Here is a 20,142-nt window from a genome sequence, read left to right as displayed (position 1 = left end):
GAGCATGGGCCTTTGGCCTAACCCTTGACGGCGCCGGCCGCAACACCCTTGATGATGTACTTCTGGCAGGCGAGGTAGAACACGATGACGGGGATGATGGCCATGAGGATGATCGCCATGGTCGCACCGAGGTCGACCGTTCCGTAGCTGCCCTTGAGGTACTGGATCTGGATGGGGATGGTGCGGTACTTGTTGATGTCCAGGACCAGGTACGGAAGGAGGTAGTCGTTCCAGACCCACATGATCTCGAGGATGCCGACGGAGATGAGCGTGGGCTTGAGCATGGGAAGCACCACCAGGAAGAAGGTGCGCACCGGGCCACAGCCGTCGATTGCGGCAGCCTCCTCGATCTCCAGCGGGATGGACTTCACGAAGCCGACGAACATGAAGATTGCGAGGCCAGCGCCAAAGCCCAGGTAGACGATGGGTATGGTGAAGGGCGTGTTGAGCTCCAGCGTATCGGCCGTTTTGGACAGCGTGAACATGACCATCTGGAAGGGCACGACCATCGAGAAGATGCAGAGCGTGTAGATGACCTTGCAGAACCTGGAGTTCACACGGGCGATGTACCAGGCCGCCATGGAGCAGCAGATGAGGATCAGCGCGGCGGAGAGCACGGTGATGAGGGCGCTGTAGCCAAACGCGCTCCAGAACGGATAGTTGCCGAAGGTCATGCCGGTGACGAAGTTGGACCACCCGGCAAAGCTCTCCTCAGTGGGCAGGGCGAAGGTCTCGGTCTTGACGAAGGTGTTCAGCTTGAAGGAGTTGATCGCCACGCACACGACCGGCAGGACCCAGATGACGCAGATGATGGCGAACACGACGGTCAAGATCTTCTTGTGACGCGCCTCGGATGCGAGCGTCTGTGGCTGGTTTGCCATTACTGCTGCACCTCCCTCTTACGGGTGTACGAGAGCTGCGCGAGCCCCATGGCTGCCACAAGGACGAAGAATATGACTGCCTTCGCCTGGGCCACGCCGCGCGACGCACCGGTACCCGAGTAGAACGTGTTGTAGATGTTCAGGGCCATCATCTCGGTTGTATTGATGGTCGTGCCATCGGCAAGCTGCTGGTATGGCAGGCCACCCGTAAGCGCGAGGTTCTGGTCGAAGAGCTTGAAGCCGTTGGTGAGGGAGAGGAACGTGCAGATGGTGATCGAGGGCATCACGTTGGGGATGATTACCTTGAAGAGCGTCTGCGCCTTGGTCGCACCGTCGATCTTGGCGGCCTCGACCATGTCCTCGGGGACGGACTGGATGCCGGCGATGTAGATGATCATCATGTAGCCGATCTGCTGCCAGCACATGAGGATGATGAGACCCCAGAAGCCATACCTCGTCTCAAGGACCACCGACGTCCCGTACTGCTGCAGGATGCCGTCGAAGATCATCGACCAGATATAGCCAAGCACGATCCCGCCGATGAGGTTGGGCGCAAAGAACACCGTGCGGAAGATGTTTGAGCCCTTGATGCTCTGCGTGAGCGCGTAGGCAATGGCGAACGCGACCACGTTGATAAGGACGAGGCACACGACCGCCGTGAGTGCCGTGTACCAGAAGGAGTGCTGGAAGGACTCGTCCGAGAACGCGGATGCGTAGTTGGAGAGGCCGATGAACTGTGCGCTCGAGATGGTCTTGAATTTGCAGAAGGAAAGATAGATGCCCTGGAGGAACGGCCAGACGAAGCCAATGCAGAACGCGGCCGTCACGGGCAGGAGGAAGAGCCACCAGAAGTGTCTGGCTGACGATATCTGGGAGCTCCGCTTTAAGGCTTTGCTTTTCATGCTTCTCCACTCCCGCGTGAGAAAAGAAACGGGGGGCCAGGCGCCGCAATCACACCCGGCCCCGTGTGCCTGTCAAGGGTCGGATGAGGCTCTAGGCGTTCTCAACCTTGTAGTTCTGGGCCCAGCCGTCGACAAACGCGGTCGCGAAGGTGCCCCAGTTGGCGTCGGACTGGTCGGCCGTGTAGGCGTTGAGGGCAGACACGAGGGCCTTGCGGTACTGGTCGACGTTGGGCTGGTAGTTCGTAGCCCAGTCCATGGTGTAGTTGCCAGCCTTAGAGAGCTCTTCGGCCTTGTTGAGGTAGCCGTTGTCGCCCTTGGCGGCGTTGGTGTAGGGGAGGACGCCCAGCTGCGCGACCATTTCCTTGGAGGCCTCGGGATCGGTGACGAGCCAGAGCCAGAAGTCCATGGTGGCCTTCTTGTCCTCGTCGGAGGCTGCGTCGCTGATGGCGAGGCGGTTCTCGGTGCCGTTGTTGAGGCCGGCCTTCTCCTCGCCGGAGACGCCGCAGTAGTACGGGATCATCGTGGTGTTCTTCTGGGCAGCGGCGATGGTGGCGTAGTCCCAGGAGCCGGTGAAGAAGAATGCGGCCTTGCCGCTGGTGAACTCGGTCGAGGGATCGTGGCCGCCGGTGGAGAGGGTCGAGGGGTCCTCAGCGGAGTTGTTGATGGCCAAGTCGAAGATGTTCTTGTAGTTGGGGAGGTAGGTGCCTTTGATGGCAGCGGGGGTCTCGGTCCAGCCGCCGGCGTCCTTCTCCTCGTAGTAGTACTCGAGGTTGGCGAGGTGGCCAGTCACGCGCCAAGACGAGGAGTCGTCGAGGTCGGTGGCCGCGAAGGCGTCGAAGCCGAGGGTGGAGGCGTTCTTGTGGATGTCCTCGGCGACGGTCTTCAGGGAGTCGAAGTCCTTGATGTCGTCCACGCTGTGGCCGGCCTTCTCGACCAGGTCAGAGTTGACGGCGATGCCGTAGGACTCGTAGCAGAGGCCAGCGCAGACAAGGCGGCCCTGGTCATCCTTGTAGGTGTACTCGTCGGTGGAGAGGGCCTTCTCGATGTCGGTGCCGGAGAGGTCCATGGCGTTGGGGCCCCACTCCTTGACGCCGGCGGTGGTGCCGATGTTGAAGAGCGTGGGGGCGTCCGTCTTGTCCATCTCGGAGGTGAGCGTCTGCTCGTAGGTGCCGGACGCGGCGGTCTGGACCTTCACCTTGACGTTGGGGTACTTCTCCATGTAGCTCTTGGCAAGCTTCTGGGCGGCGTCGTCCAGCTCGGGCTTGAAGTTGAGCCAGTAGACGCTGCCGGAGCGGTCTTCGCTGCTCGAGCTACTGGTGGTGGAGCTGGGGCTGCCACCACAGCCGGCGAGGCCAAGGACGGCCGCCGACGCCGCACCGAGCGTGATGAACTGCTTCCTCGAAATGTTCCCCATCGTGATCCTCCCGTTGCTTTCTTCTCGAACGACACCCTCCGTCGCTCTCGCATATCGCGGAGCCGCTACACGAACTCGCCCAGGTAACGACCCGTTTCCTGTGCATGACGATAGCGTGACAGGAATCTTGTTCAAACAAGTTTTGACTGAACGGTACCTATTTCGTGGTAAACGGTAGGCACGTGTAAGTGGATAACATCTTTCTTGCAGGTAGACTGCCGTCTGTTTCTGTGGCTTCACCAGTCACTCGTCCAAACATCCTTTGAGAGCTTTAGGATGTCGGGTATCGCGTGTGGCCTGCTTGCGCTCCGCACGCATTCCGTTGCAATCGTGCCTGAGCGGGCCAGCAGTTCGTCATCGAGGAGAGACCATATGCCTAAGGCAATCTTTGAGGGCATCTACCGTGACCTCAAGGGCAAGATTCAGGAGGGAACCTACTCCTACCAGGAGCTTCTTCCCTCAGAGGGAGAGCTTACGACAGAGTACGGCTGCTCGCGCAACACGCTGAGACGGGCGGTCTCCATGCTTGCGGATGACGCGTACGTGCAGCCCATGCATGGGCGGGGGGTACGGGTTATCTGGCAGCGCGAGTCCCACAGCGCCCAGGGCTCGCTTGAGGGTGTCGAGTCTTTTGGCGAGTATGCGCGCAGAAACGGCCTTGTCCCTGACACGCAGGTAAAGTCATTTGAACGCGTCGCCTGCGGCGCGGGACTTGCGCGGCGCACCGGTTTTGCCGAGGGCGTCGAGCTCGTGCGCATTGTGCGCGTGCGCACGCTGGATGATGTTGCCCGCCAGGTCGACCACGACTACTTCCTGGCGTCTGCCGTTCCAAGGCTCACTGCCGAACAGGCTGAGAAGTCCGTCTATAGCTACCTCGAGAAAAACCTGGGGATGCGCATTCTCACGAGTCGACGCCGGATCACGGTGCAGCTTGCAACCGACGAGGACTGCAGCTACATGGACCTCGACCCCTACAACTGCGTAGCCGTGGTCGAGAGCCAGTCCTACAACTCTGACGGCGTGATGTTCGAGTACACGCAGGTACGCCACCATCCGGAGATCTTCTGCTTCACTACCGTCTCAAGGCGGTAGGCACGGCAGGTACGCAGGTCTTGGCTGCATGGCTTCCCGGCGCGTTGACGCCGCAAGGCGCACTCTACCGCGCTTCTTCGCCGGTTGGGAATCCCCCGGACGCCTAAGCCCGTCTGACTGGCGATTCCCCACGTCCTGATGACGGCCGCGCAGGCCCAGCGACTACAGCCACCCCGCGAGCAGTGCGGCCGTGGCGAGAGCCCCCAGGGCGAGAAGCAGCCCGTCCACCACGCCCCCGGCTTTGCACAGACCCAGCGACTGACCCTTTGACACGGGCCAAAAGATGCGCTCGGGCATCCTGTTGGGAAGGTCAATCACCAGGTGGGACGCATATCCCACCGTAAGGGCAAGGGCAAGCCCCGGCAGCGCGAGATACGCTCCCGCAAAGAAGAGGAGCGTTGCGACAAGCGAGTGCGAGAAGCCCCTATGACCAGATGCCCGCCCGCAGGCAAGCACCGCCACAATCACGGCAAGCCCTGCAACCTGGTGCATCCCCGCAGCACGCGCGAAGGCGACGACCTGCTCGCCGAGGTCGCCCCCGAGGGGCGCATCCGCGGCAAATGTGGCAGCAACCACGGCAACGAGAAGCCACCATGCCCTTCTGAGCTGCTGCGATGCCGCGCTGGTCGAAACGTCGGCATCGGGGAGGAGGCCTCCTACCCCACCGGCGGCAAGGCATGCCAGCGACGAAGCCTGGCCCGCAAGCACCGGGACCCCACCCGTCAGCGCCACCGGGACGTGCTTAGCAACCGCGAGGGCGGCCGCAGCCCCAACGGCAATGTGAGTCTTCCCCGTCATCGCAACACCAGCCCGGACACGCCTAAATGAGACACAGTCTGGCGAGGGCTGTGGCCACGCCGTCGTTGCCCACGGTATCGGTCACGTAGGTCGCAGCCTCCCTCACCGCCGGCGCGGCGTTGCCCATCGCCACGGATACGTCAACCTGTTCGAACAGGCTAAGGTCGTTCTCGGAGTCCCCAAATCCATAGGTGGCGCCCGCGTCGCCCAGGTAGTCGAGAATCGCCTTCACGGCGTCGCACTTGCAGTTCTCCGACAGCCCTACCTCGCTGTTCCCAAGCTCAAGCCCCGTGACGGAGAGCCCCACCACACCGGAGAGCCTCTCGGCCACGGCTTTCGCGGCAGACGTTGGCAGCACGACTTTGTGCACGCGTCCGCCCGGAATGAGCCGCAGGGCCTCGCCCACGTTCGCGGGAGACGGCTGGTGTGTGCCGGCGGCACCCCCGCGCACGTCAACGGAACCACGAGTGGACTCCAGAAGGGCACCCATACCGGTCTGGGAGAGAACCGCATCAACGCAGGTCAGGACCTCTGCCGGCAGGGCGGCGTCCCGAAGGACGCGGTCCTCTACCCTCACATACGCACCGGCCAGGCAGGCCATGCCCGAGAAGGGCAGGGCAGCCATCTGAGAGTGGACATCCTGTGGCGCGCGCCCCGTGCAGATGAACGCACGGTTGCCCCTGGCCACAAAGCGCTTGATGGCGTCTGCCACGGCTGGGCTTGGGGCCGGTGAGAGCTTGCGCTCCCCGTCACCCATCTGCTCGCGGGAAACCGGATCGGTCCAGCCCAGGGTCCCATCGATGTCAAAGAACGCTGTCACGCGCTCGCCCACGGCAGGCCTCGTCTCTCATCCCTACGGCGGGGTGCGGGCGGGCTTACTCGCGACACCGCATCTTCGCCAGTGCAACTTACCTGCTGTCATTCAACCACTTGTTCAAACCCACAACAAGGGGGCCTACATATCAGACATGTTATCCAATAAGTTAGAGCGACCCAGTATGGCGGCATCTGTTGCGCCCCCGACGCCCGCCACGCTCACTCACCCATCCCCAGAACCTTCTGGATGCCCTCCGCCACCTGTATCACGTTGAGCCCCACGATCACCTGTACCGCACGTCCGTTGCATATGGCACCACGCGCGCCAGCGGCCACGAACGCCCCGTTTGCCGCAACGCGTCCGGGGTCATGCACGTCCACGCGCAACCGCGTGGCACAGCTGGTGATACCCCCGATGTTCTCCGCACCACCCAGCAGCTCAGCCAGGCGGGTGGCAAAGGCATCCGTCTGGTCGCCGTCTGCCTTCTCGCCCGCAGCTCCCAGCCGCCTGCCATCCTGCGCGCGCGGCATGCCATGGGCGTCACGGTACTCGTCCTGCGTGTTCAGACGGATGTCCTCCTCGTCAGTGCGGCCAGGTGTCTTGAAGTCGAAGCGCAGAATGAGAAGGCGGAAGACCAGGAAGTAGATGACCGTATAGCACAGGCCAATCCCCAGGGCCACGAGGTAGGTCTGACCGTGCGTCGCCGAAAGGGGCACAAAGTCGAGCGATGACATCTCGATGAGCCCGCCCGAAAAGACGCCCACCACGCCAAAGGCGTTCATGGTCATGGAAAGGCAGGCGGCGAGCGCAGCATGAACCACAAAGAGCTGCGGTGCCACAAAGAGGAAGGTGTACTCGATGGGCTCGGTAACGCCGCAGAGAATAGAGGTGAGCGTCACGGGGACGAGAAGGGCCAGCACGCGCTTGCGACGCTCGGGCTTGGCCGTGACGTAGAAGGCGGCCGCAATGCCTGGGATGCCGAAGAGCTTGGACCAGCCCGTCGCCGTAAGCGAGGCCCAGGGCGCAAGCTCTGCAAGCGGCCTGGTGGAGGCCGCCATCTGGGGCAGGGCGTTTGCCCAGGCAGCGTAGATGCCGCCCTGCACTATCACGTTGTCGTAGTAGAACGGCGCGTAGAGCAGGTGGTGCAGGCCAAACGGGATGAGCACGCGCTCAAGGAAGACGAAGACCCCCACGCCCGCCGAGCCCGCATCGAGAACGAGCTGCTGGAAAACGCGCATGCCAAACTGGACCTTGGGCCAGACCAGCACAGCCACACCCGCCAGCGGCAGCATCACGACGAACGAGACCATGTACACAAACGTCGAGCCCGAGAAGACCCCGAGCCATTCGGGGAGGCTGGTGTCAAAGAGCCTGTTGTGCAGCGCAATGACCACGCCGGAGACGAGAAGCGCACCCGCAATGCCCATGTCGAGCGTGCGTATGCCGGCTATGGCCACGATGCCCTCGGAGGTCCCGGCGGTTGCCGAGAAGTCAACGCCCAGCTCAGGTGCCCACGCCGAGAGCATCGAACTCACGAAGTAATTAAACGTGAGATATGCGACAAACGCCTCAAGGCAGCAGCGGCCGGCCTGCTTCTTGGCAAGACCGATGGGAAGCGCAACGGCAAAGAGCAGCGGCAGCTGATTGAAGACCGTCCACCCACCATCAAGGAACACGGTCCAAAACTTTGTCCAAGCGGTACCTGCCGCCGCAATGGGCCCCATGATGGGCTCGGTGGTGAAGAGCGTCCCCAGCCCCACCACAACCCCCGCGAAGGCGAAGAGCATGGCAGGGGTGAAGAGGGCACCGCCAAACCGCTGAATTGCTTTCATCATGCTGTGATCTCCCCTCTCGACACGAGGAGCGCACCCTCCCGCGCACCCACACTCTGATACACTAGCCGAGAAGCCCGCTCGGCGGGCGCCACACGCACTGGGGTATCGTCCAACGGTTAGGACACGGGTTTTTGGTGCCTGGAATGTGGGTTCGAATCCTACTACCCCAGCCAATCCCTTCTCGCACACACCTCTTGGCCCGGCAGCCAAGCCATGGCGCCACACTTCCCGCAGGCAAAAACGCATGCCCCGCCAGCCCTGGGATCTTCCCAAGGTCCTCCTGGGATGAGAATGAAGCGCTCATGTAAGGTAGCGGCAGGCGCATGAGCTACGCTATCATCGTGCCTGCGAGAACAACCTGAATAACCTGGCATAGGAGACGGAAGGACGGCAGCCGATGTACGAAGACCTGAGCAAGCCCACCACCTACCAAAAGGAAATCAAGCTTTACTCCGGTACAAGCAACCCCAAGCTCGCCCAGGACATCGCAGGCATCCTCCAGCTCCAGCTCCAAGGTCTCAAGATCGAGAAGTTCGCCAACGGGGAGATCTACGCTCGCTTTGAGGAGTCTGTCCGCGGCGACGAGGTCTTCTTCATCCAGACCATCGCCGGCAAGAACGTGAACGACCTCATCATGGAGACGCTCATCGTGGCCGACGCCGCCACCCGCGCAAGCGCGGAGAGCTTCACGGCTGTCATCCCCCACTACGGCTACGCGCGCCAAGACCGCAAGGCCTCAAGCCGCGAGCCCATCACCGCCCGCCTGGTGGCCAACCTTCTCGAGGCTGCCGGCGTAGACCGCGTCATCACCCTCGACCTGCACTCTGGCCAGATTCAGGGCTTCTTCGACATCCCCGTGACGCACCTCACCGCCCTCTACAACTTTGGTGACTACTTCAAGACCAAGCACTTCGACTGGGACGACACCGTGGTGGTCTCGCCCGACATGGGTCGCGCAAAGGTTGCCAAGAAGCTTGCGGACTACCTTGGCTGCGAGGTGGCAATCGCCCACAAGAGCCGTCCCAAGCACAATGCTGCCGAGGTCATGGGCGTCATCGGCAACATCGTGGGCAAGACCTGCATCATCAACGACGACATGATTGACACGGGCGGCACCCTTGTGGGCTCCATCAACAAGCTCAAGGAGATGGGCGCCGGCGACATCTACGTCTCTGCCACCCACGGCATCTTCTCCGGCCAGGCCGTCGAGCGCCTGCAGAACGCGCCCATCGTCGAGTGCGTGGTCACCGATGCCATCCCATGCGAGGCGGCAAACAAGCCCGGCTCCAAGATCAAGCAGATCAGCATTGCCGAGCCCCTGGCAACGTGCATCTACAACGTCTACGCCAACAACTCGGTCTCCCAAGGCGCGGCGGGCCACTCCGAGGTCTGACGGATGGCGGACAAGAAGCCCCAGGCAAGCGAGAGGATCATCAACGCCGCCGAGAGAGCCCCCGCGGCGTCGCTCTCGTACGTGTAGCCTGCATGATGCTCCTGGTGGCACTCGCTGACGGCGCGGGCTTTGCGCTGGACGCTATGGGGGCTTCTCGGCTGTTCGGCCCCCTGGGGCCAACCGCAGGAATGTCACGCCTTGGCCCCATCGACTACCTTGCGCCCCACACCAGCGCTCTGGGCGCTCCTGGCGCTTCCCATTGGATGGGCGCTCGTCCGCACCGCAGCAGCGCGCGGGCACGGCAAGGGAATGGCAGGCCGCACGTCTCAACCATATGCCTGAGCTATCATTGAGCCGTCATGCAGCCCCTCGGCACAGGTCGGGGTGGCCTTGCAGCCCCTAAACCACCACGAACGTAGGAGGCAGCCATGCCCGTCACCGCGATCGTCCTTGCCGCCGGCGAGGGAACGCGCATGAAGTCACATCACCCCAAGGTCATGCACGAGGTCCTTGGCAAGCCCCTCGCATGGTGGGTTGTCGACGCCGCCCGCAAGGCCGGCGTCGACCGCATCGTGCTTGTCGTGGGGAATGGCGCCGATGAGGTTCGCTCCTGCTTCGCAGACGAGAAGGGCGTCGAGTTTGCCGAGCAGACCGAGCGCCTGGGAACCGGCCACGCCGTGCGCGTGGCGCGCGACGCCCTGGGCGGCTTTGCCGGGCCCGTGGTGGTTCTCAACGGCGACCTTCCACTCATTCGCCCGCAGACCATCTCGGCCTTGGTTGACGCCACCCGTGCGAGCCACAGCGCCTGCACGCTGCTCACCATGACCCCGCCCGACATTGCGGGCTACGGCCGCGTTCTCATCGAGGACGGCAAGGTGCGTGCCATCATCGAGGACAAGGACTGCACGCCCGAGCAGCGCGCGACGCTTCTTGAGTGCAACGCCGGCGCCTACTGCTTCTGCGGCGAGCGCCTCTCGTCCGGCATCGACACGATCACGAACGACAACAGCCAGGGCGAGTACTACCTCACCGACATGGTTGGCGTCTACGCGGACATGGACGAGCCCGTCTCGGCTGTCCACTGCGACGACTACGAGGAGCTCTTGGGCGTGAATGACCGCGTCCAGCTGGCGCAGGTCACCAAGGTCATGCAGCGCCGCACCAACGAGGGCCTCATGCGCTCCGGCGTCTCGATGCTCGACCCCGACCAGGTCTGGATTGGCCCTGAGGCACGCGTTGGCAAGGACACCGTCCTCCTCCCCCAGACCTTCATCTGGGGCAAGACGTCCGTGGGCGAGGCATGCGTGGTTGGCCCCAACAGTCGCCTCGAGGACGCGACGGTGGGCAACAACTGCACCGTGGACGAGACCGTAATCGTAGACTCCGCTATCGACGACGACGTCAACTGCGGGCCTCGCGCCTACCTGCGCGGCCACACCCACCTCCTTCGCAGTGCCAAGGCCGGCACGCACGTGGAACTCAAGAACTCCGTGGTCGGCGAGGGCTCCAAGGTGCCACACCTCTCCTACATTGGCGACACGCAGATGGGCTCCGGGGTGAACATCGGTGGCGGGTCGATCACCTGCAACTATGACGGCGTGCACAAGAGCCGCACCACCATCGGCGACGGGGCCTTCATCGGCTCTGACACCATGATGGTCGCACCCATCAGCATTGGCGCCGGCGCCATTACAGGTGCCAGCTCCTGCATCACGCACGACGTGCCCGACGATGCGCTCGCCATCGAGCGCAGCAAGCAGAAGAACGTCGAGGGCTACGCCATCGCCCGTCGCGAGCGCCTGGGTATCAAGCCCCGAAAGTAGGAGACCCATGGCAGTCAACACGAAGAACGGACTCATGCTCCAGGCCTTCTCCTGGTATCTGCCAGCAGACGGCCAGCACTGGCGCCGCCTCGCCAAGATGGCCCCACGCTTTGCGGAGAAGGGCTTCACCTCGGTCTGGATGCCGCCTGCCTACAAGGGGCGGGCGGGCGCCGAGGACGTGGGCTATGGCGTCTACGACCTTTGGGACCTCGGCGAGTTCGACCAGAAGGGCTCGGTACGCACCAAGTACGGCACGCGCCACGAGTACCTGGCAGCCATCCGCGCCATCCAGGAGCAGGGCGTCAACGTGCTTGCCGACGTGGTCCTCAACCACCGCATGGGCGCAGACGGCACGCAGCTGGTGCTGGCACAGGAATGCGACGGCCAGGACCGCATGCAGACCGTGGGCGACCCGCGCGAGATTCGTGCCTACACGCGCTTCGAGTTCCCCGGCCGCGACGGGAGGCTCGACCGCTACCAGTGGGGCATCACGGATTTCACGGGCGTCGACTACGACGAGCTCGAGGGTCGCAACGGCATCTACCGCCTTGTGGGCAAGCAGTGGTCAGGCGAGGTGAGCCATGAGCTTGGCAACTACGACTACCTCATGGGCGCTGACGTCGACCTGGACGACCCGCGCGTGCGCAAGCAGCTCGCCACGTGGGGCGGCTGGTACCTGGGGCTTACCGGAGTGGACGGCGTGCGCCTGGATGCCGTGAAGCACATGAGCCGCTCGTTCTACCTTGACTGGCTCTCTCGCATGCGCGAGAAGACCGGCAAGGAGCTCTTTGCCGTGGGAGAGTACTGGTCCCAGAGCGTAGGCGAGCTTCAGGCGTACCTTGGCCATGAGGGGGCCATGAGCCTCTTCGACGTGCCGCTCCACTTCAACTTCTACCACGCGTCAACGGCAGGTGACGACATCGACCTCGCACACATCCTGGACGGAAGCCTCGTGAGCGCCGACCCCGTTCACGCCGTGACCTTCGTGGACAACCACGACACCCAGCCCGACCAGGCCCTCGAGTCGACGGTCGAACCCTGGTTCAAGCCGCTTGCCTACGCGCTCATCCTGCTGCGCGAGGCAGGATATCCCTGCGTCTTCATGGGCGACCTCTTTGGCCTCCCCAACGACCAGATTCCGGCCGTTCCCGAGCTCGAGCTGCTCATGGAGGTCCGTCGCCGCTTTGCCTACGGCGAGCAGCGCGACTGGTTTGACGAGAAGGACCTCGTCGGCTGGACGCGCGAGGGCACCGCTCGACACGGAGTCTCGGGGACGGCCATCCTGCTCTCCACGCGCGCGGGCAACGCCACAAAGCGCATGTGCGTGGGCGCGGGTCACGCAGGCGAGACGTGGCGCTGCGTGCTCGGCGTCGAGGGCACCGTGGCGATTGGCGAGGAGGGCTGGGCGGAGTTTCCCACCGGTGGCGCCAAGCTTACGGTCTACCTGCCTGCAACGGCGGCTGACAAGTTGGATAGCATCCCCATCCTGGTGAGGCCGGAAGCGTAGAGCCGAGGGGTGCGTGGCCGGCACCTCTCGGCAGACGCACTTCTCGAACGGAGGGACGCATGAAGAGAATCCTCATGGTCGCCACGGGCGGGACCATTGCCTCCATGCCGGAGGCAGACGGTGGCGGCCTTGCACCGGCGCTCACCGGAGAGGAGCTGGCCGGCTACGTACCACAAGCACGCGGCCTTTGTGACCTGGACATCGTTCAGCCCATGAACATCGACTCCACCAACATGCGCCCGCGCGATTGGAAGCGCATCGCGGCAACGATCACGGATGCCTACGACGACTACGACGGCTTTGTTGTGCTGCATGGCACCGACACCATGGCCTACACCTCAGCGGCGCTCTCCTACCTCATCCAGGGAAGTCCCAAGCCCATCGTGCTCACGGGCTCCCAGCAGCCCATGGCCAACCCCTTCACCGACGCCAAGCTCAACCTATACCAGTCGCTGCTCTACGCCACCGATGACGCCTCGCACGACGTGTCCATCGTGTTTGGGGGCTCCGTCATCGTGGGGACGCGTGCCCACAAGCAGCGCACGATGAGCTTCAACGCGTTTACCAGCGTGAACTACCCGCTGCCGGCAATCATCCGCAACAATCGCATCATCCGGGAGGGCCGGGAGGGCATGACCATCCCCGGAGCCGCGGGGGCGGGGAGACAGCGCCGGGGACGCCCGCGCGTCTACGAGCAGCTGGACGAGCACGTTGTAGTGGTGCGCCTCACCCCGGGCCTGGGGCCCAACATCCTTGACGCGCTGGGGCCAGACTACGACGCCGTGATCCTTGAGACCTTTGGCATCGGCGGCATCCCAGAGTGCGAGGATGCCCGCTTCGAGCAGGCGATCCTTGACTGGATCGACTGCGGCAAGACCATCGTGCTCACCACGCAGGTCTCGGAGGAGGGCCTTGACCTGGGCGTCTACGAGGTTGGGAGTGCCTACGCCAAGGAGCCGGCCATACTTCGCGGTGATGACATGACCACAGAGGCCCTGGTGGCCAAGACTATGTGGGCGCTGGGACAGACGCGCGATCCGGCCGAGGTGGCAGAGCTCTTCTATCGGCCTGTGAACCACGATCGGGCCGTGCGGTAGATTCGAGTTCCGGCACGCCGAGGACGCCGGGGCCCCGGGGCGCCATCCCGCCCCGCATGGCCTGCCCCCATGCGCTACCCTTACCGTGACCGCAAGCACCAACGGCGAGAGGAACGGCATGCCCGCACGCCCCAAGGAAATCCGGCTCGTGTGCGGCCTGGGAAATCCTGGCCAGGAATACGAGCACACGCGCCACAACATTGGCTTTGCCACTGTCGACGCCCTGGCAGAGCGGGCCGGCACGCGCTACTGGAAAAGCGAGGCCGGCTGCATGGTTGCCCGTGTGGCCATCGGCGGACGCGAGGTCATTCTCGCCAAGCCGCAAGGCTTCATGAACACGAGCGGAGGGCCGCTCTCAAGGCTCATGCGACAGGAGCACCTGTCCCCCGCAGAGATCCTTGTGGTGCACGACGAGGTAGACCTGCCCGCCGGAGAGGTGCGCGCCAAGTGGGGCGGCGGCCTCAACGCCCACAACGGCCTGCGCTCCATTGCCAACAAGCTGGGCACGAGGGACTTCTCGCGCCTACGCTGTGGTATTGGCCGCCCACCCGGGAAGATGCAGGTGGCAGACTACGTCCTGCGCGAGCTCAAAGGCGGCTTCCTGGACGAGTTCCAGATTCTGGCCCAGGATGCGTCATCGCTTTGCGGCCAAATCATCAACGATGGCATGCCTGCCGACGCCCTGCGTTAGGGCGGCACCGTCGGCTCCACACGCAGCCCGCAGCCGCTTGGCTCCACATGCTCTGCGGACAAGCGGGCACGCACCGCTCACCTCTGCGGACCGCTGCGTGCCCAACAGATGGAGTAACCGCGCAGGACGAATCCTGCTTCCTGCCAGCACCTCATTAAGTAGAATGGAAGTGTTTGCGTAGGTTGGGAAGCCTGCGCGACAAGGCATGGCACGTCAGCGTCGCAGATGACTGCGGCGCTACGGAACAGGCAGTTCAGGAGAGGAGTTTGCTTCATGTACAAGATCCTCGAAAAGACGCAGTTCTCGGAGAAGGTGTTCAAGTTCCGCATCGAGGCGCCACAGATGGCCAAGCACGCACACGCTGGCCAGTTCCTGATGGTTCGCGCCAACGAGACCGGTGAGCGCGTACCGTTCACCTTTGCGGACTGGAACCCCGAAGAGGGCTGGGTCGAGTTCATCTTCATGGTGGTTGGCAAGACCACGAAGATGCTCTCCGGCTACGAGCCCGGTGACTCCATCGAGGACGTCACCGGACCGCTGGGCCAGCCCACGGTCATGGCTCCCGGGACCACCTGCGTCATAGGCGGCGGCGTTGGCCTGGCCATCGCGTACCCCGTTGCCCGCACGCTGGTGAAGACCGGCCACGAGGTACACGCCATCATGGGCGCGCGCACCAAGGACCTACTGCTGCTCGAGGATCAGTTCCGCGAACTCCTGCCCGATGACCACATCCACATCACCACCGATGATGGGTCCTATGGCGAGAAGGGCGTGGTCACCGTCCCACTCGAGCGCCTACTTCAGGCCAAGGCCGTCGACGAGGTCTTCTGCGTTGGCCCTGTCCCCATGATGAAGTTCTCCACGCTCACGGCCGAGAAGTACAACACCCCCATCACCGCGTCGCTCAACCCCATCATGGTCGACGGCACGGGCATGTGCGGTTGCTGCCGCGTCGAAATCGACGGCGAGACCAAGTTTGCCTGCGTCGATGGCCCCGACTTTGACGCCACCAAGGTCGACTGGAACGACCTCCGCGCGCGTCAGGCCGCATATCGTACCGAGGAGGGCCAGTCCCTCAAGGCCTATGAGGAGGCGATGTGCGCATGCCACAGGTAAACGGTCGCTTTGCCCCCGACATGAAGTCTCCGCGCACTCCCGACAACGAGGAGCAGGCGGACGAGCGCGCCCACGACTTCCGCCCCGTCGACAAGGGCTTCACCAAAGAGATGGCGCTGGCCGAGGCCGAGCGCTGCATGGACTGCAAGAAGCCGCTCTGCGTCGAGGGCTGCCCAGTCAACATCAAGATCCCCCAGTTCATCGAGAAGATACGTGCGCAGGACTTTGGCGCCGCCCTCGACGTCATCCACGAGGACTCGATGCTCCCCGCAATCTGCGGCCGCGTGTGCCCGCAGGAGAGCCAGTGCGAGGGCCGTTGCATACGCGGCAAGAAGTCCGAGCCCGTGGCCATCGGCCAGCTCGAGCGCTTCCTGGGCGACCAGCCGGAACTTGCGAGCAGGCCCCAGATGAGGCCTGCCAACGGCAAGAAGGTCGCCGTCATCGGCTCTGGCCCCTCCGGCATCACCTGCGCCGGCGAGCTTGCTCGCAACGGCTTTGACGTCACCGTCTTCGAGGCGTTCTTCACCGGCGGCGGCGTGCTCGTCTACGGCATCCCCGAGTTCCGCCTGCCCAAGGCGGTCGTCAAGCGCGAGATCGACGGCCTCAAGGAGCTGGGTGTCAAGTTCGAGTTCAATTCCGTCATGGGCAACCTCGCCAACGCCGAGGAACTGCTGGGCGAGAAGGGCTTCGATGCCATCTACGTGGCAACCGGTGCCGGCCTGCCCAAGTTCCTCAACATCCCGGGCGAGAACCTGCCCAACGTCTTCTTCGCCAACGAATACCTCACCCGCGTGAACCTCATGAAGGCGAACGAGTTCCCCAAGTACGACACCCCCACCAAGCACGCCAAGCAGGTCGTGGTCTTTGGTGGCGGCAACGTCGCCATGGACGCCGTGCGTACGGCCAAGCGCCTGGGTGCCGAGCGCGCCATCATCGCATACCGCCGCACCGAGGCCGAGATGCCCGCCCGTCGCGCCGAGCTTCACCACGCCAAGGCCGAGGGAGTCGAGGTCATGCCACTCGTCTCGCCGCTTGAGTTCATCGCCGGCGAGGACGGCAGCGTGTGTGCCGTGAAGGTCCAGAAGATGGAGCTTGGCGCGCCCGACGCCTCCGGCCGTCGTCGCCCGGTGCCCATCGAAGGGGCCATCGAGGAGATTCCTTGCGACGTAGCCATCTCCGCCATTGGCACCAACGCCAACCCCTTCGCCAAGAAGATCGGTGGCATGGACCTCAACAAGTGGGGCTACATCGTGGCTGACGAGAACGGCCGCACCTCCAACCCCCGCATCTGGGCTGGCGGCGACATCGTCACCGGTGCCGCAACGGTCATCCTGGCCATGGGTGCAGGCAAGACCGCCGCAGCAAGCATCACCGAGACGCTCGCCGCAGGGTAGCGCGGTACTTCTCGGCAACGCATGCCTTGCGCGTACGGGCCCGAGGCCAAACGGCCTCGGGCCCGTACTCCAATGTGGTGGAAAGGTCCTGGACGCGCGGAATCGAGACCGCACGGCACCTACCTGGGAAGGTTTTCCACCACCTCGCACGCATCCCGCTCGAAAGTCGCAAGGGCGGAAACGAATCCGTCCAGAGCCTCGCGAGCCGAATCCTCTGCGAGCCCCGTGGATATGAGAGAGACTGTTCCCAAGCCTCAGCATGTCCAGCCAAACCTCATCATTTTTTATGGAGACGGATTGGCATTCTGAGTGCAACAGGATAGATTCGATCCGCGCCGTCCCTGGCAGAAGCCGACGATGGAGAACACGAACGGGCTCCTGCGGAGTTCTTCCCCAAGGAGACGGGCTTCGGCAGGGCCACGGACGGGGGTCCGACATGCGGTAGGCCTGACCAACGACAGACCGGGAAGGCCTTGGGATGCAGGACGGCCGACGAGGCCTACGGGGAGATGTCGCACCCAGCTTGACAATCTGCCCTTCTAAAGTAACGGCTGGCCCATCAGCTCCCTGGGGAAGCTACGGTTTCAGACCTGCTCTCCAGCAGTTTCGATCAATGCATCTTCCTATACAGCCAGTGCGGCTACTTCGGGGAGAGCCGAGGGATCAAAAGTCTTGAGATCATAGGTGGTCTGGAGCTTCATCCAGAACTCGGGCGTCGTGCCCAGCGCTTCAGCAAGCAGCCATGCCATCTCGACTGTGATGGCGCGCTTGCCGTTCACAATCTCCGAGACTGCCGATTCCGATTTGCCGATAACCTTTGCAAGCCGATACTGGCTAATACCAAGCGGCCCCAGGAATTCTTCCTTGAGAATCTCGCCTGGGGTGCTCATAAGGTCACGCATGGCAGTCAACAAACTCGACCCCCCCCCTTCGCTTCGCCATCAATCCACTTGAAGCGTAGACGCCACTGACGATCTACCCTGATGCTGTATTGGCCTCTCCTGTCTTCCGTGAGCGCCTCGAGTCGATTCCCTGGAGGGACCTTCAGATCATCCAAGGCGTGAGCGGCATCCAGAAGCTGCGGCTTGCGCACCAATGCCCTGCGTACGTCAGAGGGAACCCTTCGGGGCGCGAGGTTTGTTCCCTCCCAGAAATCCTGTATGTCAGCGTCGCGGAACTCCAAGGGCGGCTCCTATACTTCCGGTTGACAGAAGTATCACATATAGGAAGGTGGGGTCAAGATTGCTCCAGGGGAAACAGGATGTCGATAGAGAAGCTGCTACCCTCTGCTGCAGCCGTCGCTGTTCCGCCATACCGTTTGATCAGCGTCGAGAGCTGCCCTGCTGCCTCCTGGAGCGCCATATCAGCCTCAGGCGTGCAGCTGCCCATGAGGTGTATCGCAGCAAGGGAGCCCTGCCGTCTGGTGGTAAGGCTCAGGGCCTTGGCGTCTTTGGCAGGAAACGTCGATGCAGCAGCGCATCCGGCATCGATCAGGAGGGAGAAGGGGGCATATACATCCTCGTCTGCCACAAAGCGGAGCATGCTGCCGTCTGCCATGCACGTGAGTGCTATGCCTTCCTTCTGGCAGATGAAGCTCTTCTCTGTCAGCACGCAATCAAGCGCCGCACTGCCCATATGGGCCTGAGCATCGTAGATGCTGATGTCATGCACGAGCTCCTGCGCTGCTGCCTGTGTCACGCCCACGCCCTCTCCCTGGAGCGTTGCCATGACCTTGTGCCTGATATCGTGCATATGGGCATTGATGGCCGAGACGGTAGCGGTGCTCTGGGCATACTGTTAGCACCGAGTGATTCCAACCACGAATAGTCGAAGCAAAACAGCCAATCCCAGTCAGTGAAAAGCAACCATCGCCCCCGTCCCCGCCCTCTCCTATGCTGGTGTTGTCGACGCGCCGGCGATGGGGGGAAAGATGCGATGACTGACAGGAGCGATGGCCTCCAGGAGATCATAGACGAGGCCCTTGAGGCGATGGCCACCGAGGCCGGGGGCGACTTCGACCCGCAGACCTGCAGCCTGGCGGAGCTCTGCCGCAGGACCGGGATCTCGCGCCAGGGGGCGAGGACGCCCAGGAGGCACGGCTTCGAGGTGCTCCCCCACGGCAGGACGGGCATGCGGGCCGCCAGCACGGTGGTCTCCGGCTTCGCCGGGGTCGTGGACGACCTACTCCGGAGGGGCGTCGCCAACTCGCAGGTGACATTCGAGAGAATCCGCTCGCAGGGCTACGAGGGCGGCCTCACGACGGTGAAAACCTACGCCGCGGCGCACAGGGACCTCGTGCCGCCGAAGCGCAGGGCCGCCGAGCCGCGGGGCAACCGCGGGAGGCGCTACGAGACCGGCCCCGGCGAGGGGAGGATTAGCATTCTGAGTGCAACACGATAGCCCGCCGAATGAAGGCGTGGCACATCCCGGAAGGCTACGATGTTGGTTGTCCAGGCCAACGTCGGAAGCTGGAAGGAATGTGCCACTACAGGCATCTTGGCCCTCAGGAGAGGGACCGCATGGCCACGCTGCATGCAGGGGGAAGGCCAATCGGCTACATCGCGAGAGAGACCGGCAGGGACAGCTCCAGCGTCTGCCGCGAGCCCAAGGGGGACGGCCGCCACGGCCGCCATGGGGCATGCGCCGCACAGGGGAGGGCGGAAGCGCGCCGCGGGAGGTGCAGGCCGAAGAGGCGGCTCTCGGGCCCCGCGCTCGCGTAGAAGGTGCGCTCGCTCATCATGGACGGCCACTGGTCCCCGGACGAGACAGGCGGCAGGCCCAGGCTGGAGAACGGCGGAAGGTGCGTCGCGGGCCTCCCGACGGCCTGCCGGGAGGCCCGTGCGGGCGCCCCCGGCCTGCCGGGTGCCGGCCCCGAAGGCCAGGTGCGGCGCCACCTGCGCAGGAAGGGGCCCGAGACGAGGGGCAGGGTCAGGGCCTCGCACACCGTGGAGGAGAGGCCAAAGCAGGCCGATGAGAGGTCTCGCCCCGGGGACTGGGAGGACGGCACGGTCGTCGGCCCCGGGCTCGTGTGCCTGCCCGCGCCCGCCGACGGGGCGTCGAGGCTGCCCCTCGCGAGGAGATGCCACCACGACAGCGGGAGCGTCTGCAGGGCCGAGGTCGCGCTGCTGCAGGGACGCCCCCTCGGGACGGTCACCCCAGACGGGGGCAAGGGGTCCGCGGGGCACGCGGATGTCACAAAGGCCTTGGGAGGTGTGCAGTCCTGCTCCTGCGACCCCCACCATCCCTGGCAGAAGCCGACGGTGGAGGACGCCAACGGGCCCCTGCGGGAGCTCTTCCCCAAGGGCACCGACTTCGGCAGGGTCACGGACGAGGAGGTCCAGCATGCGGTGGACCTGATCGACGACAGGCCGAGGAGGGTCCT

At 63.9% G+C, this 20,142-nt stretch carries 20 protein-coding genes and 1 tRNA gene; 12 read left to right on the top strand and 9 right to left on the bottom strand.

Annotation, left to right across the window (positions count from 1 at the left end):
- Positions 1 to 17 precede the first annotated feature (17 nt).
- The 3 genes from E0E00_RS11900 to E0E00_RS11890 all read right to left on the bottom strand — a co-directional run bounded on the left by E0E00_RS11900 (position 18) and on the right by E0E00_RS11890 (position 3,197).
- Positions 18 to 881 carry a carbohydrate ABC transporter permease gene (locus E0E00_RS11900; RefSeq protein WP_130812765.1) on the bottom strand — a complete coding sequence of 288 codons (864 nt, stop codon included), beginning with the start codon at positions 879 to 881 and terminating at the stop codon, positions 18 to 20.
- Complete coding sequence (locus tag E0E00_RS11895) at positions 881 to 1,783, bottom strand: carbohydrate ABC transporter permease (protein ID WP_130812764.1); 903 nt, start codon at positions 1,781 to 1,783, stop codon at positions 881 to 883. Before E0E00_RS11895 ends, E0E00_RS11900 begins: the two co-directional genes overlap by 1 nt.
- Positions 1,784 to 1,874: 91 nt before the next feature.
- Positions 1,875 to 3,197, bottom strand: coding sequence for an ABC transporter substrate-binding protein (locus tag E0E00_RS11890; protein ID WP_130812763.1), 1,323 nt, complete (start codon positions 3,195 to 3,197; stop codon positions 1,875 to 1,877).
- A 372-nt stretch (positions 3,198 to 3,569) separates the two neighbouring features.
- Between E0E00_RS11890 and E0E00_RS11885 the strand changes: the two genes are divergently transcribed.
- Positions 3,570 to 4,289: a GntR family transcriptional regulator gene (locus E0E00_RS11885; protein WP_130812762.1), complete on the top strand. Its 720-nt coding sequence runs from the start codon at positions 3,570 to 3,572 to the stop codon at positions 4,287 to 4,289.
- Between the two features lie 162 nt (positions 4,290 to 4,451).
- Here the strand turns inward: E0E00_RS11885 and E0E00_RS11880 are convergent, their stop codons facing one another.
- The 3 genes from E0E00_RS11880 to E0E00_RS11870 form a co-directional block, all read right to left on the bottom strand.
- On the bottom strand, positions 4,452 to 5,087 hold the full coding sequence (locus tag E0E00_RS11880) for a metal-dependent hydrolase (protein WP_130812761.1): 636 nt from the start codon (positions 5,085 to 5,087) through the stop codon (positions 4,452 to 4,454).
- A gap of 22 nt (positions 5,088 to 5,109) precedes the next feature.
- Positions 5,110 to 5,919 carry an HAD hydrolase family protein gene (locus E0E00_RS11875; RefSeq protein WP_130812760.1) on the bottom strand — a complete coding sequence of 270 codons (810 nt, stop codon included), beginning with the start codon at positions 5,917 to 5,919 and terminating at the stop codon, positions 5,110 to 5,112.
- Between the two features lie 203 nt (positions 5,920 to 6,122).
- Positions 6,123 to 7,739, bottom strand: coding sequence for an alpha-glucoside-specific PTS transporter subunit IIBC (locus E0E00_RS11870; RefSeq protein ID WP_130812759.1), 1,617 nt, complete (start codon positions 7,737 to 7,739; stop codon positions 6,123 to 6,125).
- A gap of 98 nt (positions 7,740 to 7,837) precedes the next feature.
- On the opposite strand from E0E00_RS11870, the gene E0E00_RS11865 reads away from it, so the two are divergent.
- The 8 genes from E0E00_RS11865 to gltA all read left to right on the top strand — a co-directional run bounded on the left by E0E00_RS11865 (position 7,838) and on the right by gltA (position 16,760).
- A tRNA-Gln gene (locus E0E00_RS11865) sits at positions 7,838 to 7,912 on the top strand.
- A 224-nt stretch (positions 7,913 to 8,136) separates the two neighbouring features.
- Entirely contained in the window at positions 8,137 to 9,132 is a 996-nt protein-coding gene (locus E0E00_RS11860) for a ribose-phosphate pyrophosphokinase (RefSeq protein WP_130812758.1), read from the top strand.
- Between the two features lie 428 nt (positions 9,133 to 9,560).
- On the top strand, positions 9,561 to 10,955 hold the full coding sequence (gene glmU / locus E0E00_RS11855; RefSeq protein ID WP_130812757.1) for a bifunctional UDP-N-acetylglucosamine diphosphorylase/glucosamine-1-phosphate N-acetyltransferase GlmU: 1,395 nt from the start codon (positions 9,561 to 9,563) through the stop codon (positions 10,953 to 10,955).
- A 7-nt stretch (positions 10,956 to 10,962) separates the two neighbouring features.
- A complete protein-coding gene (locus E0E00_RS11850; RefSeq protein ID WP_130812756.1) occupies positions 10,963 to 12,462 on the top strand; it encodes an alpha-amylase in 1,500 nt (499 codons plus the stop codon).
- Positions 12,463 to 12,521: 59 nt separating this feature from the next.
- The gene (locus tag E0E00_RS11845) at positions 12,522 to 13,559 is read left to right on the top strand and encodes an asparaginase (protein ID WP_130812755.1); all 1,038 of its coding nucleotides are present in this window, start codon (positions 12,522 to 12,524) and stop codon (positions 13,557 to 13,559) included.
- Between the two features lie 118 nt (positions 13,560 to 13,677).
- Positions 13,678 to 14,250 (top strand): aminoacyl-tRNA hydrolase, encoded by a 573-nt coding sequence (gene pth, locus E0E00_RS11840; protein ID WP_130812754.1) that lies wholly within the window; start codon positions 13,678 to 13,680, stop codon positions 14,248 to 14,250.
- A 273-nt stretch (positions 14,251 to 14,523) separates the two neighbouring features.
- Complete coding sequence (locus E0E00_RS11835; protein WP_130812753.1) at positions 14,524 to 15,366, top strand: sulfide/dihydroorotate dehydrogenase-like FAD/NAD-binding protein; 843 nt, start codon at positions 14,524 to 14,526, stop codon at positions 15,364 to 15,366.
- Entirely contained in the window at positions 15,354 to 16,760 is a 1,407-nt protein-coding gene (gene gltA / locus E0E00_RS11830) for an NADPH-dependent glutamate synthase (RefSeq protein ID WP_130812752.1), read from the top strand. The genes E0E00_RS11835 and gltA overlap by 13 nt, the downstream gene beginning before the upstream one ends.
- Positions 16,761 to 17,383: 623 nt before the next feature.
- Here the strand turns inward: gltA and E0E00_RS11825 are convergent.
- The 3 genes from E0E00_RS11825 to E0E00_RS11815 are packed head-to-tail and all read right to left on the bottom strand — an operon-like array spanning position 17,384 to position 18,512.
- Positions 17,384 to 17,662, bottom strand: coding sequence for a HigA family addiction module antitoxin (locus E0E00_RS11825; RefSeq protein WP_130813132.1), 279 nt, complete (start codon positions 17,660 to 17,662; stop codon positions 17,384 to 17,386).
- Positions 17,663 to 17,667: 5 nt separating this feature from the next.
- Complete coding sequence (locus tag E0E00_RS11820; RefSeq protein WP_130812751.1) at positions 17,668 to 17,943, bottom strand: type II toxin-antitoxin system RelE/ParE family toxin; 276 nt, start codon at positions 17,941 to 17,943, stop codon at positions 17,668 to 17,670.
- A gap of 53 nt (positions 17,944 to 17,996) precedes the next feature.
- Positions 17,997 to 18,512, bottom strand: coding sequence for a hypothetical protein (locus E0E00_RS11815; protein ID WP_130812750.1), 516 nt, complete (start codon positions 18,510 to 18,512; stop codon positions 17,997 to 17,999).
- A gap of 183 nt (positions 18,513 to 18,695) precedes the next feature.
- On the opposite strand from E0E00_RS11815, the gene E0E00_RS11810 reads away from it, so the two are divergent.
- The 3 genes from E0E00_RS11810 to E0E00_RS11800 form a co-directional block, all read left to right on the top strand.
- On the top strand, positions 18,696 to 19,160 hold the full coding sequence (locus tag E0E00_RS11810; RefSeq protein ID WP_130812749.1) for a hypothetical protein: 465 nt from the start codon (positions 18,696 to 18,698) through the stop codon (positions 19,158 to 19,160).
- An 8-nt stretch (positions 19,161 to 19,168) separates the two neighbouring features.
- Positions 19,169 to 19,480 (top strand): helix-turn-helix domain-containing protein, encoded by a 312-nt coding sequence (locus tag E0E00_RS15470; RefSeq protein WP_371683404.1) that lies wholly within the window; start codon positions 19,169 to 19,171, stop codon positions 19,478 to 19,480.
- Positions 19,481 to 19,498: 18 nt separating this feature from the next.
- The coding region (locus tag E0E00_RS11800) for an IS30 family transposase (RefSeq protein ID WP_130813131.1) at positions 19,499 to 20,142 on the top strand (644 nt) is incomplete at its 3' end.

Origin of the sequence: Olsenella sp. Marseille-P4559 (assembly GCF_900605015.1) — a bacterium.
In the GTDB taxonomy this organism is placed as follows: Bacteria; Actinomycetota; Coriobacteriia; order Coriobacteriales; family Atopobiaceae; genus Tractidigestivibacter.
This window is presented reverse-complemented; position numbering and strand designations above follow the sequence as displayed.